Raw genomic sequence first — 13,930 nt, 5'->3', positions numbered from 1 at the left:
AGCAAATTTCAAGAGATTATCCGCAATTGACAATGACATTTTATAGTCATTTTAAATGACAAACAATATGATTTCTGTTGCAAACTTACTGGCTTTACGGTATACTGGTATAAAAAAAGGAGGATCAGACTGTGCAGTTCTATGAAAAACTGATTTTTGTTATGAATCTGACTCAAACGACAAACCGGGAGCTGGCCCTGGCAGCGCAGGTAGACCCCTCCATTATCAGCCGTTTCCGCAGTGGGAAGAGAGGGCTCCCGCGCAATCTGGAGCCGCTGCGCAGCATAGCGGATTTCCTTGCCGGACGCTGTACCGGCGAATATCAGAGAAGGGCTCTTTCAGAGATGGCGGGGGTCAGGCGGGTCCTCATGGACAAGCAGGATCAGCTGTCAGAATTTTTATTTTGCTGGCTGTGCGGTGACGCGGACGGAGTGGACCGTTTCATGCGCAACTTTGAATCGCTGACCATTAAGGGGGTGGCAGCCAACCCTGCCCTGGAGGCAGTAACAGTCAGCCGTAAAGGGAATTTTATTTATGTTGGAAACGAGGGTAAGCGTGCCGCGGTGCGGTCCATGTACCAACACCTGCTGGCCCGGCAGGAGCCGGGCACACTCTGCATTCTTGCTGATGAGACCGATGATTGGCTGATGGAAGATTTTGATTTTACCTCCCAAATGCAGGCCTGGCTGCTGGACTGTATCCGGAAGGGGTATGAGATCTGCCACATCATTCCGCCGATCTACTCGGGCGATCAGATCCTGGAATCCCTGGCCCGTTGGATTCCGCTCTACATGACCGGTAAGGTAAAAGCCTATTTTTATCCTCATATCCGAGACCGTCTTTGCCGGCACACCATCATCATGATGCCCGGACAGATCGCGATCGCGTCCCATTCCATGGCGGGCGATCCCACCAGCTACGCCACAATGCTGACCACAGACCCGGGGGTGCTCCGGGCCACGGAAGCAGAGTTTCAGGCCTACCTCGCCCTGTGCCGGCCCATGCTGAATACCTACTCGGAACCCCAAAGGCTGTTCCAGTGCTTTATGAAATTCCTGTCGCCCCAGGGCTTCCGCATACAAAAGCTGATCTCCTTGTCTGCAGTGACCGCGCCCTTTGAGCTTGTAGCGGACTCCATCGAAAAAAGAGAAGATCCGAGCAGAAACGCCTGGGTGAACTTTACCTTCAGGAAATGAAACGGCTGGAACAGGAGCAGGACCAGTACAACCTGATCGATATCGTTCATCTGGCCAGCGCTGACCAGGTCCGTGCCGGCACAGTGCCCATCACCGCCACCTGCTGGTCGGTCGGCGTCCTTTGCTACACCCCGGAGACCTATATCCTGCACTTGAAGAAGATTCTCCATATTTTGGACACCCACGAGAATTATCACTTTGTCCCCTTAGAAGGGCCTGTTGAACAGGAAAGCTCCCTTATGGTCAAGGAAAATCACAGAGCGCTACTGGTGCATAACTCAGAACCCTTTACCGTCTTTGAGATCTCCCAGCCTGAGATCGTGTCCCTATACCGGGAGTACCTGCTCCGCCTGGCGGAGAAAGTGGGATACAAGGGTATTCACCGAACGAAGATTAAGTCCAGGCTCCGGGAACTGATCCGGGAGCTGGAAGAGTGACACATGAACAACGATAATTTAATGAACTTCGGACGGGAGCGCAGCGTGCGCCGCATATATGACAGAGATCTCGTCACAGGTGGTCTCCACGACGGACACGGTTGCCAACGCACAATGGAATCTGGCAGCAATCTTGTCAAACCGCATAAGAGCATCCTGGAAAAGTAGTAGTTGTGATATTTGATGAAAAGCAGATACTGAGAACAGAGCAGTATTGGGAAGCGCAGCTGCTTGGAGAACTGGTTGATCAGGCTAAAGCAGATGACAGCTATATCGAGTTGAAGAATCAGCTTAGGATAAATGCTGATGAAAAAACGATTGACTGGATACGCAATTTTATCGATAAGGGTGAAATTGCGGAGATTCCCCGTGACAGCAAGGGGTATGAGATCACGATCTATGATACGCCCGACGAATTGCAGAGAGAGATAGAAAAGAAGGCTAAGAAAAAAGACACCAGCTTGTCCAGGATCATAGCAACCTTTGATTGGGCCTATAACGATAAGAAAATGCCGTCCAACCTTCAACGATACTGGGAGGTGATGATTGGCGGGTGGAAAATGCCGTGGAATAAACAATTGGCACCTGCTAAAGAAGAAAAAACTCAGATGAAAAATCTGGCTTGGGCAGAAAAACCTTATACCATTGGAGAAGTAGGGTCAACCTATACCATACAGGGATTTGATCTGAATTTTGCAGGCGTGATTCTGGGGCCGTCCGTCAAATACAGAGATGACAAAGTGGTCTTTGACTGGGAGTGCAGTGAGAACAGGCGGGCAATTCAAAAACGAACTTTGAGCGATGGGACCAGCAGACAGTTTGCTGAATTATTATTGAGAAATGAGATCAATGTTTTGCTTACAAGAGGTGTTAATGGTCTCTATATTTATGCTCAGGATGAAGCTCTCAGGGCAGCTTTGAAGGCGGCAGACAGAGCGGCAGGAAGTGAAGATAACAATATAATTTAATGAGGAAAAGCCATGTCAGACATTTTAGAATTAGAGAATCAGGTTGCAAGATTTTGCCAGGCGAGGGATTGGGATCAATTCCATACACCGAAAGATTTGGCCATTGGTATTTCAACAGAAGCGAACGAACTGCTCGATCTGTTTCGTTTTAAGACGGAATCGGACATGAAATCCATGTTAAATGATTCCAGCAAGAGAAGGCAGATCGAGGAGGAGCTGGCAGATACGTTGTTTTTTGTACTCCGCTTTGCCCAGATGAATCAGATGGATCTGTCAAAGATATTGATGGATAAACTGGATAAAAATGAGAAAAAATATCCTGTTGAAAAGTCAAAAGGAAGTAATCTGAAATATACGGAACTTCCTTAGGCGGGGAATCTTAAAGGTCTGGCTTGCTTGACAGAAATGAGGCTTGACCATATGAGTGGGCCTGGTGTGTTGGATATTAGAGATGAGTAATAATATATGAAGTGAAAAAGGCAATCCCAAAACGCATTCGCTTAGATATTCTGGCGGATGCATTTTTTGTGCCTGGAATCAAAGAAAAACAGTCCGACAGAGAACATTATATTTAAAAAGCACCAATAATATGCGAAAAACCGAACAAAAAACCGTCACATGCCACAAAATATATGGCGATATATTGTCCATTATGAGAATGGAATATAGTACCATATAATGATATAATGTTCTTAATAAAGAACTGGTTTTTATATACGAACACATTGAAAGATACATAGGATAAAAAAGAAAAGGATGGATGAGTTATGAACGAAGGGAATCACAGAACAACGGAACGGATATTGGACGTTTTGGAGATTACTGCACAGAACAGCAGGGAGGGACTGTCATTTTCCGATATATCCAGGAAACTTGATATTCCGAAGGGCAGCCTTTCGCCGCTTCTTTCCACCTTGTGCAACCGGAGGTTTCTTTACCTGAACAAAAAAAATCAGAAATACTATATTGGGGAATCCCTGTTCTCTCTGGGCCGGTGTTATGTGGATGACTCCAATATCCTGAACCGGATTGATGAGGTGATGAAGCAGCTTTCTGTAGAAGTACAGGCAACCTGTTTCCTTGGTGTACTTTCTGATAATGAGGTCTTCTATCTGATGAAGAAGAATGCGCCTGTCAATCTCCAGGTGACGGCGATTCCCGGTTACCGGCTGCCGGCATACTGCACTGGGCTGGGGAAAGCGCTGATCGCAGAGAAGAATATTGACGAGATAAAATCGATGTATCCGGGAGGAATGAAAAAGATCACGGAAAACACAGTTACGGATTTTGATGTTTTGGCAAAACAACTGGAGGAGGTCCGGGAGACCGGCTTCAGTTATGAGAGGGAGGAGTCCTCACCATATATCCAGTGTATTGCATGTCCCATAAGGATGAAAGGCAAAACGATCGCCGCGGTAAGTGTAGCCTTTCCAATCATGATAGACAGCAGGAGGGAGAAGGAAAAAATAAAAGAGAGCTTAAGAAGTAATGCGTCAGTTATTGAACGGATCATTAATCAGGATTCTGATAAATGGATCTATTCGGAGTAAGGTATCGTTATGCAGGAGGAAGGAGAGGAATGGAAAGACGAGTAGTGATCACGGATTGCGACCATGTGGATTTAAAGCAGGAGGAGGAGGTGTTTCGCAGAAATCAGGTAGAGTTTGAATTCCTGGATTGCGGTGATACGGGGCAGTTGATCCGGAAACTGAAGGGAGTGAAGGTGATTGCCAATCAGTACACGCCGCTGACGGAGCAGTTTTTTGATGAGACAGAGGATCTGGAACTGGTGGTCCGCTATGGTGTGGGCGTCAATCATATTGATATTGATGCGGCAACCAGAAATCATGTTATCGTGTGCAATGTGCCGGATTACGGGGTACAGGAGGTGGCGGCACATGCTTTGGCCATGATGATGGGGCTTACCAGAAAAATATATCATGCGGACCGCGCTATGAGGCAGGGAAGATGGGCATATGAGGAGTGTATACCGATCTGTCGCCTCAGCGGCCTTACCGTAGGGATCATCGGATTAGGCCGGATCGGAACCTGCCTGGCGGAAATCATAAAAGGTCTGGGATGCCGGGTGATCGCATGTGACGTGCGGTCTCAAAAGAGGGTACCGGAACATGTGACAGTGGTTCCGTTTGAGCAGCTGCTGCGGGAGTCGGATATGATCAGCATCCATACACCGCTTGAGACCTCCAGGGGACTGATCGGTCTGGAGGAGCTGAAGCTCATGAAGAAAAATGCAGTTCTGATCAATGTTTCCAGAGGGGGGATCATTGATGAACAGGCATTGGTGCAGGCGCTCCGCGAACACTGGATCGCAGGCGCGGGGCTGGATGTGTTTGAAAAAGAACCGGTGGGGACGGAGAATCCTCTGATGGCCTTTGACAATGTGATCTTCAGCCCGCACATGGCATGGTATTCAGAACAGGCGTCTGTGGATCTTAAGCGTAAGCTGGCAGAAGAGCTTGTGCGCTACCTGGATGGGGAGCCTTTACAGTATCGGTTGAATTGAGAAAGCTGCGGAGGCAGCTATAGGGAGAAGGGGGGATCAATATGTTTGATATCAGGGGATGCAATGCGGTAGTGACGGGAGCCAACAGGGGGATCGGACGGGCTGTGGCAGAAGGGTATGCGAAGGCGGGAGCCAATGTGGCGATCATAGACCTGGAGGTGTCTGAGGAGACGGTAAAGGCCATAGAGAGCTACGGAGTCCGGTGCAGCGCCTACCGGTTTGACTTATCAAAATGTGATGAGATAGAAGCACTTGCCGAGCAGATCATCAGGGAGCAGGACGGGAGGATTGATATTCTCTACAACAATGCAGGGACTCAGAGACGGTATCCGTGTGCCGAATTCCCGCAGAAAGAATGGGATTTTGTAATGGATGTCAATTGCAAAGCGGTGTTCTATTTATGCCAGGTCTTTGGCCGCCACATGCTGGAACGGGGATATGGAAAGATCATTAATACGGCCTCGCTGCTTTCCTTCCAGGGAGGTCTGACGGTTCCGGCCTATGCCGGCAGCAAGGGAGCCGTCATGCAGTTCACAAAAAGCCTCTCGAATGAATGGGCTGGTAAGGGTGTCAATGTGAACTGCATCGCCCCGGGGTATCTGGCAACCGAATTAAACACAGCGATCTTAAACGACCCGGTGAGAAACAGGCAGATCCTGGAGCGTATCCCGGCAGGGCGCTGGGGTCAGCCGGAGGATATTGTGGGAACAGCAGTCTTTTTAGCGTCAAAAGCGTCTGATTACATAGATGGCATTGTGATTCCGGTAGATGGGGGATGGCTGGGCAGATGACAGAAAGAAAAAAAGAAGTTTTGGATTCCATAAGAAGAAACCGGCTGGTTGTCATAGCAAGAGATATTATTCCGGAAGATGTGTTGGAATCAGCAAAGGCATTATATAAGGGCGGCATCAGGTTGATGGAGATCACATTTTCCCAGGAAACAGGAAGGATGGAGGCTACGGCAGAGTCCATAGCACTTGTACGGAAACATCTGCCTGATGATATGACCGTAGGAGCTGGGACGGTCCTGACGCAGGAGCAGTTGATCTGTGCACGGGACGCAGGAGCAGAGTTTATCCTGTCGCCGGGGGCTGATGAGGCGGTCATAAAGCTTACCAGAGCTATGGGACTCGTCTCGATCCCGGGAGCGCTCACCGCAAGCGAGATCTATGAGGCTTACGCATGGGGGGCTGATGTGGTCAAGCTGTTTCCGGCGGGCGTTATGGGAACCGGTTATCTGAAGGCGGTCCGGGGGCCGCTGAGCCATATTCCGCTTATGATGGTAGGCGGGATCTCGGAGGATAATATCGGTGAGTTCCTTAAGGCAGGAGCTGTAAGCTTTGGTGTAGGAAGCAATATTTTGAAACGGGAATATATCAGGAACCAGGATTATGAAGCTGTGACGGAACTGGCCAGGACGTATTTGAGCAGGATAAAGGAGGCGGGGGATGAGGCGATACTGGATAACCGTTGATACAGGCACGACCAATACCCGTGCCGTACTCTGGAAAGATGATGGACAGGCGCTTGGGATGAAAAGTGCCGCGGTCGGAGTCCGGGATACTGCGCGGGATGGCAGCAATGAAAGGCTGAAACGGGGAGTGCGGGAATGTATGGAGTCCCTGCTTTCAGAATTCAGGATCGGATATGATCAGGTGGCGCGGGTCGCTGCAAGCGGAATGATCACATCCAATGTCGGGTTGGTGGAGATTCCTCACTGTACAGCTCCGGTGAGCCGGAAAGGCCTGGCTGAGGCAGCGGTGGAAGTGCTCCTAAAGGATGTATGCCCGCTGCCGATCCTGTTTATACCGGGGGTGAAAAATGATGTCCCATCGGTGACAGAAGCGTGTTTTGAGGCGATGGATATTATGAGGGGAGAGGAGGTGGAGTGCTGTGCGCTTTTAGAGCTGTATGGTACAGGCCGCCCCTATGTGATCATTATACCCGGATCCCATACGAAATTTGTGACGGTGGATAAAGACGGCAGTCTGAGAGGATGTTTAACGACTCTGTCAGGTGAACTCTTATCTTCCATTATTCACGATACGATCATTGCTGATGCAGTGGGGAGAGCGTTTGTGGAAGGAGAAGAATACGACAGGGAGATGGTGCTTCGGGGTTACCGCGCTGCCTGCCGGTGCGGAACCGGGCGGGCCTGTTTCTCAACGAGGATCCTCAGTCAGTTTGCGGGGGTGGGGACCAAAGCAGCTGCCAATTTCCTTTATGGGATCCTGATGCAGAATGATATATTTGCGGTTCAAAACAGCCGGGCGATCCAGACGGACAGCAGTATGACGGCGCTTGTTATGGGGGACGGCGCTTACAGCCGTGGTCTCGCAGATATTCTAAAAGAGGAACAGGTTTTTACGCAGGTCACTTTGTGCCAGTCTGCGGGAGCAGTGCCGTATTCCGCAAAAGGCGCGTATGTCATAGCAAGACTTAAGGAGGAGGGAAAGAATGAGTAAGTATCTGGATGACTGGAGGGTGGGGGAGGTATTCCTCACGCCGGGAAGGACGATCGGGGAGTATGAAGTTTCCGCTTTCGCCGGACTGACGGGGGATTACCACCAGAACCATACGGACGCGGTCTACATGAAGGACAGTATTTTTGGAGAGCGGATTGCCCACGGGCTGCTGGGGCTGTCCATTGCCCACGGGTTAATGATGAGGCTGGGCCTGATCACGGATAATTCCATCGCGCTTTTGGGGATTGAGGACTGGAAATTCCATAAGGCGGTCCTTTTGGGCGATACCATCCATGTGAGGATCACAGTCCAGGAGATCCGGTTCAGCCGCAGCAAAGAGGACCGGGGGATCTTAAAGCTGTTTTTTGAAGTGATCAACCAAAAGGATGAGGTATGCCAGTCTGGTGTGAAAGTCCTGATGATGAAACGAAAGGCAGGGGAGGGACAGAAATGACAGAAAAAGTAGTTTCCTTTGAACAGGCGGTTTCCTGGATTGAGGATAACAGTACCGTATTTGTCTGCGGGATCGAGAATATCATGCTTCCGGACAGGACCTTGAAGGCACTGGAGGACAGGTTCCTGGCTGAGGGGCATCCCTGCGGGATGACGGAGATCCACACGACGATCCATGGGATGGGGGACGGTGTGGGACTGGAGCGTTTTGCCCATCCCGGTATGGTAAAGAGAGTCATTGGGAGCGGCTTCAGTTTTCTCAAAACCTCCAAAATGACAGCGATGCTCCGTGAGAACAAGGTGGAGGCCTATGTGATCCCCATGGGAACACTTTTTGAGATCCTGCACCAGACTGGGGCGGGAGAGACCTGCACATTTACCAGGACAGGGATCGGAACATTTGTGGATTGCGACGTGGAAGGCGGCAGAATGAATGAGATATCATCAGAACCGATCTGTGAGAAGATAACCATAAAAGGGAATGATTATCTCTGCTACCAGAATCCCAGGATTGACGTGGCGATCATACGCGGAACCACGGTGGATGAGGACGGCAACCTGACTGTGGAGCAGGAGCCGGTCAATGCGGGGGTCCTCTCGGCAGCCATGGCGGCGAAAGCCAGCGGCGGCAAAGTGATCGTGCAGGCGTCGCGCCTTGCCAGACGTGGTTCCCTGCATCCCAGAAAGGTGCTGGTACCGGGAATCATGGTGGATTATATCGTCATCGATCCGGAGCAGGGCATATCGGGCGGAGCCAGCGTGAATCCGTCCCTGACCGGGGAAATAAAGATCCCGGTGTCGGAGCTTCCGGCCCTCAGTCTGGACTGCAAAAAGGTGATCGCCCGCAGGGCAGCCATGGAGATCGGGGAAAATGATCGTGTGATCAATCTGGGAGTTGGAATCCCGGCCAATATCCCCATGATCCAGGTGGAAGAGAAGGGGGGGATTGAGAGCACCTTTTTCCCGGAACACGGTTCCATCGGCGGGGTTCCGGCAGAGCGGAAGATCTTCGGCGTGAACCGGAATCCCAGCGCGATCCTGGACTCCTCGTTTGTGTTTCCCTATTACAGGGGCGGCGGGCTGGATATTACATTCCTGGGGTTTGGAGAGATGGACCGTCACGGCAATGTGAACGTCAGCAAATTCAACCATATTGTGCCTGGATGCGGCGGTTTTATCGATATCACGCACAAGACGAAAAAACTTGTTTTCTGTGGAACCTTCTCTGCGGTAGGGGCTGAGTTTGAGATCGGAAATGGAAAGCTGACCATATTAAAAGAAGGGCAGCAGCCCAAGATCGTGGACCAGGTGGAGCAGATCACCTTAAACGGGCGCATGGCTTATGAACATGGACAGGAGCTTCTTTATATCACTGAGCGGTGTGTATTCCGGTATGGGGAAGACGGACTGGAGCTTTTAGAGGCGGCGCCGGGGATTGACATTGAAAAAGATATTCTGGATCGTCTCCCGTTTGTTGTAAAGGCGGATCAGGTAAAACGGATGCCGGATGATATTTTCCGATGATGTTAGGAGGTCAGATTGAAAGAATTGTATGAGAAGATAACCTGTGACGTCCTGGTGATCGGCGGAGGCGGCGCCGGACTGGCGGCTGCGATCAGCGCAGCCAGACAGGGGGTGGATGTCCTGATAGTCAGCAAGGGGGAGAGCGGAAAAAGCGGAGCCACTTACTATGATGTGGCGGAGATAGGGGCGTACAATGCACCTGAAGCCGGACAGGGGGACAGCCCGGAGTGTTTTTATGAGGACATCGACCGCGCCTCTCTTGGGGTGTCTGTTCCGAAGCTGAGCCGGATACTGGCAGAACAGGCGTCGGAAACCCTGGAATATCTGACAGGGCTTCCGGGAGGGGACAGGGTCTTTGAGCGTATCGGCGGCAGTTATAAGGTCTTCCAGAGCTGTTTTACCAGTAAGCCCAGAGCACATGTCATGAAGGATCATTTCCGTCCCCTGTTAGAAGTACTGCGCCGGGAGGCCTCAAGGCTGGGCGTCAGGACCAGGGACGGGATCACGGTAGCGGAGCTGTTGGCGGATCATGAGGGGTGCCATGGGGCGTATGGCTTTGATCAGGAGAACCGGGAGGTGGTTGTCCTGGCTAAATGCGTCATTCTGGCCGCAGGCGGAGCAGGACAGCTGTTTGCCCACAACATGTATCCCCATGATGTGACAGGAGATGCCTACGCCCTGGCATATCAGGCGGGAGCCGAGATGGCAAACCTGGAATTTGTGCAGATGGGGATCGGAGTTGCATATCCATTCATTAATCTGTTTGAGAATTACCTGTGGGAGTGTTTTCCCATCCTGGAGAACGGGAGCGGGGAGCGTTTTCTCAAAAACTACCTGCCCAACGGGGTTACGGAGCAGGAAGTGCTTCGTGATAAAAGAGGACATTTCCCATTCAGTGTGCGGGACCGGTCTGCTTATGTGGAGATCGCAGTACAGAAGGAGATCAACGCAGGGCGGGGAAACAGCCGGGGAAATGTGTTCCTGCGGCTGGACACACCGGAAATGCGCGAATGCTTGAGCTGCCACAATCAATTTTCGCTGATGTGGGAGACCACCAGACAATGGTATCTGGCTAAGGGCATCGATATCGGGCGTACTCCTCTGGAGATTGCCTGTTTTGCCCATGCTGTCAATGGCGGAGCGCTGATCGACGAGCACGGGATGACCTCGGTAGAGGGGCTTTATGCGGTAGGCGAAGCTGCCTCCGGACCTCATGGGGCAGACCGCTTAGGCGGCAATATGTCAGCTGCATCACAGGTGTTTGGAAGGATTGCAGGAGAACACAGTGCATTGCGGGCAAAAAGAAAAACAGGATATCCGGCGGATATACCGGGTCTGGATCGCCGCCGCAGTTTTTGGAAAGGTCTCCATTTGCCGGGTGGAGCGGCGTTTGAGGACATAAAAAGGCAGATACAGGCGGAGACGGACCAAAGCCTGCTGATCATCAGGAATGAAGAACGGCTTCGGAGGTATATGGACTATCTGGACAGCTTGAAAACAGCATGTCTGGACGGTAAATATGCAGGGGAACTCCCGGTCAGCCAGATGGTCAGTCTGTGGCATATGATGAATACGGGGTTACTGATGGCCAGAGCGGCGGATGCCCGGAAAGAGAGCAGGGGCAGCCATTACCGTGAGGATTATCCTGAGCTGGACCATGACCAGGATCAAATGGCCATACAAAAAACAAATAAAATCGAAAGATGAGAGAGAACGGAGGAGTATCATGAGGAGAAGTGTATTAAAGTTAACGGCAATGATGATGGCGTTCATGATGACCGCAGGGATGGTAACGGGATGCGGCGCGAACGGGGCAGAGAAAGCTCCTGATGCAGGGGCAGCGGGAAGCTCTGCGGCAGGGGCTGAAACGACAGGGACGGCAGCGGCTGAAGCGGGAAAGGACAAATATGTGATCGGTTTTTCACAGACCGGCACGGAAACGGAGTGGGTTACTGCCATGTCGGCGGAAATTATAGACTCGTTTAAGGAAAGCCCGCAGTTTGAACTGCTGTTCTCTGAATCCCAGGCGATCCAGGAAAACCAGATCAAGGCAGTCCGCAGCTATATCCAGCAGGGCGTGGACTTAATCGTTTTGCGGCCCACAGTCACAACTGGCTGGGATTCTGTTCTTATGGAGGCGTCGGAGGCAGGGATTCCGGTGATTCTGGCTGGACGCCGGGTAGAAATGGCTACGGGTGACGTAGAGGACTACTCTCTCTGCTATGTGGGACCAGATAATGTCAGAGCCGGGGAATATCTTGTGGAGGCTATGGAGCAATGCTGTGAGGCACTGGAGGCCCCGGTCAATATTGTTGTGCTGGAAGGAACCGTGGGGGCATCGGCGGCGACAGAGAGAAATACCGGTATTTTAAATGCGATCGGCAAACAGGATAAGCTGGTGGTCTACGGTTCCCAGTCTGCGGAATGGACCAGGACCAAGGGCAAAGAGGTTATGGAAGCATTCTTAAAGTCAGCAGAGGCAGAGGGCGTAAAGATCCAGGGTGTCCTCGCCCACAGTGATGATATGGGGCTGGGGGCGATCCAGGCAATCCAGGAGGCCGGATTGGAACCGGGCAGGGATATTTTCCTGATGGGTGTGGACGGCGCCCGGGGTTCCTTTGAAGCTATGGCGGAAGGCAAATACAATGCCACTGTGGAAAATCCTTTGGGATACGGGCCGGCGCTTCTGGAGATCTGCCAGAATTATTTCCTGGAAGGCCAGGCTCCGGACTCCTGGGTAGTACTTGACAATATCGTGTGGTTCCAGGAGCAGGCGGCAGAGGAGCTGCCAAAACGGACATGGTAATGATGATCAAGGGAGAAGGCAGGTATGGACGAAAAAAGAAAAGTGCTTGTGGAAATGAAGGATATATGCAAACAATACCCCGGAGTGACGGCACTTTCTAACGTTTCTTTCACGCTGAGAGAGGGAGAGATCCACTCTCTCTGCGGTGAAAACGGCGCAGGAAAGTCCACGCTGATCAAGATCCTGACCGGATATGAGCACAAGGATGGCGGCAGCATTTTTCTGGAAGGAAAGGAGATCGCTCCGCAAACTACGCTGGAGGCGCAGAAGGCCGGGATCAGCACGGTATATCAGGAAGTGAACCTTTGTCCCAACCTGTCTGTGGCGGAAAATATTTTTATTGGACGTCAGCCGGCGGACCGGTTTGGACAGATCTCCTGGAGCCGGATGAGAAAGGGCGCAGTGGCTGCTATGGCCAGACTGAACATGGAACTTGATGTAGACGCCCACCTGGAGGAATATTCTGTGGCGGTACAGCAAATGGTTGCCATAGCACGCGCAGTGGATATGGAGGCCAGGGTGCTGGTACTGGATGAACCGACCTCCTCCCTGGATGCCAACGAGGTGGCAAATCTGTTTGATGTGATCCGGAAGCTTCAGGCGCGCGGGATGGGCATCATCTTCATAAGCCATTTCTTCGAGCAGGTTTTTGAATTGTCGGATACCATTACAGTGCTACGCAATGGGCAAAAGATCGGCACCTATGATATTCAGGAGATTGACCGCCGGTCGCTGGTGGAAAAGATGCTGGGACGGGAGCTGGCAGCGTTTACGGAGACGGCAGAGAGTGAAAAGCACAGGAAAAAGGAACAGACACCCGTTTATTTCAGGATGGAGGGAGTGGGGAAAAAGGGCATGATCCCGCCTCTTGACGTGACTGTGGAAAAGGGGAGTATTGTGGGGCTGGCAGGGCTTTTGGGGTCCGGGCGCACGGAGACAGCGAGGCTGCTGTTTGGCGTGGACAAAGCGGACAGCGGGACCTTTTATCTGGGAACGAAAAAGACCAGAAATGCTTCGCCTCAGGACGCCATCCATCATGGCATGGCATTTTGTCCGGAAAACAGAAAGACGGAAGGCCTGGTCCTGGAAATGACAGTGCGGGACAATATTATCCTGGCGCTTCAGGGGAAAATGGGGATGTTTCATTTGATCCCGAAACGCAGGCAGCGGGAGCTGGCGGATGAGTACATAAAGAAGCTGAGGATTGCTACGCCCGGAAGCAGCCAGTTGGTGGGAAATCTGTCTGGAGGCAATCAGCAGAAGGTACTGCTTGCCCGGTGGCTGGCAACGGATCCAGACCTGTTTATCTTGGATGAGCCGACCAGAGGGATTGACGTGGGAGCCAAAGCGGAGATCTTAAATCTTGTGCTGAAGCTGGCAGAGGATGGAAAATCAGTGGTGTTTATCTCCTCGGAGATCAGCGAGGTGATCCGGTGTTCTGACAAGGTTTATATTTATAAGGACCGCCATATTGTAGGGGAACTGGAGGGGGAGCAGGTGACGGAGGAGCGCGTCTTAAGCTGTATCGCGGAGAGTACGGCTTCCGGCGCCAGTTAG

General features: G+C 51.6%; 15 protein-coding genes. 14 read left to right on the top strand and 1 reads right to left on the bottom strand.

Translation table 11 applies throughout. The annotated features are described in order from the left end of the window. The first annotated feature begins 131 nt into the window (after positions 1–131). Both AB1I67_RS17760 and AB1I67_RS17755 read left to right on the top strand, forming a co-directional pair. Positions 132–1,196, top strand: coding sequence for a hypothetical protein (locus AB1I67_RS17760; protein WP_367031347.1), 1,065 nt, complete (start codon positions 132–134; stop codon positions 1,194–1,196). Beyond that, positions 1,193–1,633, top strand: coding sequence for a hypothetical protein (locus AB1I67_RS17755; protein ID WP_367031345.1), 441 nt, complete (start codon positions 1,193–1,195; stop codon positions 1,631–1,633). The genes AB1I67_RS17760 and AB1I67_RS17755 overlap by 4 nt, the downstream gene beginning before the upstream one ends. An 18-nt stretch (positions 1,634–1,651) precedes the next feature. Here the strand turns inward: AB1I67_RS17755 and AB1I67_RS17750 are convergent, their stop codons facing one another. Then, on the bottom strand, positions 1,652–1,780 hold the full coding sequence (locus AB1I67_RS17750; protein WP_367031344.1) for a hypothetical protein: 129 nt from the start codon (positions 1,778–1,780) through the stop codon (positions 1,652–1,654). A gap of 26 nt (positions 1,781–1,806) precedes the next feature. Here AB1I67_RS17750 and AB1I67_RS17745 point away from each other — a divergent pair, with 26 nt between their 5' ends. From AB1I67_RS17745 to AB1I67_RS17690, 12 genes are all read left to right on the top strand, one after another. Further along, positions 1,807–2,601, top strand: coding sequence for a DNA/RNA helicase domain-containing protein (locus AB1I67_RS17745; RefSeq protein ID WP_367031343.1), 795 nt, complete (start codon positions 1,807–1,809; stop codon positions 2,599–2,601). Between the two features lie 12 nt (positions 2,602–2,613). Beyond that, positions 2,614–2,970: a nucleotide pyrophosphohydrolase gene (locus tag AB1I67_RS17740; protein ID WP_367031341.1), complete on the top strand. Its 357-nt coding sequence runs from the start codon at positions 2,614–2,616 to the stop codon at positions 2,968–2,970. A gap of 398 nt (positions 2,971–3,368) precedes the next feature. Continuing rightward, positions 3,369–4,151 carry an IclR family transcriptional regulator gene (locus tag AB1I67_RS17735; protein WP_367031339.1) on the top strand — a complete coding sequence of 261 codons (783 nt, stop codon included), beginning with the start codon at positions 3,369–3,371 and terminating at the stop codon, positions 4,149–4,151. Positions 4,152–4,180: 29 nt separating this feature from the next. After that, positions 4,181–5,125 carry a C-terminal binding protein gene (locus tag AB1I67_RS17730; protein WP_367031337.1) on the top strand — a complete coding sequence of 315 codons (945 nt, stop codon included), beginning with the start codon at positions 4,181–4,183 and terminating at the stop codon, positions 5,123–5,125. Positions 5,126–5,166: 41 nt separating this feature from the next. Continuing rightward, entirely contained in the window at positions 5,167–5,916 is a 750-nt protein-coding gene (locus tag AB1I67_RS17725) for an SDR family oxidoreductase (RefSeq protein ID WP_367031335.1), read from the top strand. Next, on the top strand, positions 5,913–6,599 hold the full coding sequence (locus AB1I67_RS17720; RefSeq protein ID WP_367031334.1) for a bifunctional 4-hydroxy-2-oxoglutarate aldolase/2-dehydro-3-deoxy-phosphogluconate aldolase: 687 nt from the start codon (positions 5,913–5,915) through the stop codon (positions 6,597–6,599). The genes AB1I67_RS17725 and AB1I67_RS17720 overlap by 4 nt, the downstream gene beginning before the upstream one ends. Beyond that, positions 6,574–7,590 (top strand): 2-dehydro-3-deoxygalactonokinase, encoded by a 1,017-nt coding sequence (locus AB1I67_RS17715; RefSeq protein ID WP_367031332.1) that lies wholly within the window; start codon positions 6,574–6,576, stop codon positions 7,588–7,590. Before AB1I67_RS17720 ends, AB1I67_RS17715 begins: the two co-directional genes overlap by 26 nt. Beyond that, positions 7,583–8,044, top strand: a complete 462-nt coding sequence (locus AB1I67_RS17710; protein WP_367031330.1) for a MaoC/PaaZ C-terminal domain-containing protein — start codon at positions 7,583–7,585, stop codon at positions 8,042–8,044. The genes AB1I67_RS17715 and AB1I67_RS17710 overlap by 8 nt, the downstream gene beginning before the upstream one ends. Next, positions 8,041–9,567 (top strand): CoA-transferase, encoded by a 1,527-nt coding sequence (locus tag AB1I67_RS17705; RefSeq protein ID WP_367031328.1) that lies wholly within the window; start codon positions 8,041–8,043, stop codon positions 9,565–9,567. The genes AB1I67_RS17710 and AB1I67_RS17705 overlap by 4 nt, the downstream gene beginning before the upstream one ends. A gap of 15 nt (positions 9,568–9,582) precedes the next feature. Then, a complete protein-coding gene (locus AB1I67_RS17700) occupies positions 9,583–11,274 on the top strand; it encodes an FAD-dependent oxidoreductase (RefSeq protein WP_367031326.1) in 1,692 nt (563 codons plus the stop codon). 19 nt (positions 11,275–11,293) lie between these two features. Next, positions 11,294–12,373: a substrate-binding domain-containing protein gene (locus AB1I67_RS17695; RefSeq protein ID WP_367031325.1), complete on the top strand. Its 1,080-nt coding sequence runs from the start codon at positions 11,294–11,296 to the stop codon at positions 12,371–12,373. Positions 12,374–12,397: 24 nt separating this feature from the next. Beyond that, complete coding sequence (locus AB1I67_RS17690; protein ID WP_367031323.1) at positions 12,398–13,930, top strand: sugar ABC transporter ATP-binding protein; 1,533 nt, start codon at positions 12,398–12,400, stop codon at positions 13,928–13,930.

Source organism: Clostridium sp. AN503 (genome assembly GCF_040719375.1).
GTDB lineage: Bacteria > Bacillota > Clostridia > Lachnospirales > Lachnospiraceae > Brotaphodocola.
The sequence above is the reverse complement of the archived record's forward strand: the minus strand, read 5'-3'. Positions and strand labels throughout refer to the sequence as shown.

What these genes read in the sequence shown, in the direction of transcription:
- AB1I67_RS17755 (WP_367031345.1), top strand. Translation starts at nt 1,193, where the DNA reads ATGAAACGGCTGGAACAGGAGCAGGACCAGTACAACCTGATCGATATC.
- AB1I67_RS17750 (WP_367031344.1), bottom strand. Translation starts at nt 1,780, where the DNA reads ATGCGGTTTGACAAGATTGCTGCCAGATTCCATTGTGCGTTGGCAACC.
- AB1I67_RS17740 (WP_367031341.1), top strand. Translation starts at nt 2,614, where the DNA reads ATGTCAGACATTTTAGAATTAGAGAATCAGGTTGCAAGATTTTGCCAG.
- AB1I67_RS17735 (WP_367031339.1), top strand. Translation starts at nt 3,369, where the DNA reads ATGAACGAAGGGAATCACAGAACAACGGAACGGATATTGGACGTTTTG.
- AB1I67_RS17730 (WP_367031337.1), top strand. Translation starts at nt 4,181, where the DNA reads ATGGAAAGACGAGTAGTGATCACGGATTGCGACCATGTGGATTTAAAG.
- AB1I67_RS17725 (WP_367031335.1), top strand. Translation starts at nt 5,167, where the DNA reads ATGTTTGATATCAGGGGATGCAATGCGGTAGTGACGGGAGCCAACAGG.
- AB1I67_RS17720 (WP_367031334.1), top strand. Translation starts at nt 5,913, where the DNA reads ATGACAGAAAGAAAAAAAGAAGTTTTGGATTCCATAAGAAGAAACCGG.
- AB1I67_RS17715 (WP_367031332.1), top strand. Translation starts at nt 6,574, where the DNA reads ATGAGGCGATACTGGATAACCGTTGATACAGGCACGACCAATACCCGT.
- AB1I67_RS17710 (WP_367031330.1), top strand. Translation starts at nt 7,583, where the DNA reads ATGAGTAAGTATCTGGATGACTGGAGGGTGGGGGAGGTATTCCTCACG.
- AB1I67_RS17705 (WP_367031328.1), top strand. Translation starts at nt 8,041, where the DNA reads ATGACAGAAAAAGTAGTTTCCTTTGAACAGGCGGTTTCCTGGATTGAG.
- AB1I67_RS17695 (WP_367031325.1), top strand. Translation starts at nt 11,294, where the DNA reads ATGAGGAGAAGTGTATTAAAGTTAACGGCAATGATGATGGCGTTCATG.
- AB1I67_RS17690 (WP_367031323.1), top strand. Translation starts at nt 12,398, where the DNA reads ATGGACGAAAAAAGAAAAGTGCTTGTGGAAATGAAGGATATATGCAAA.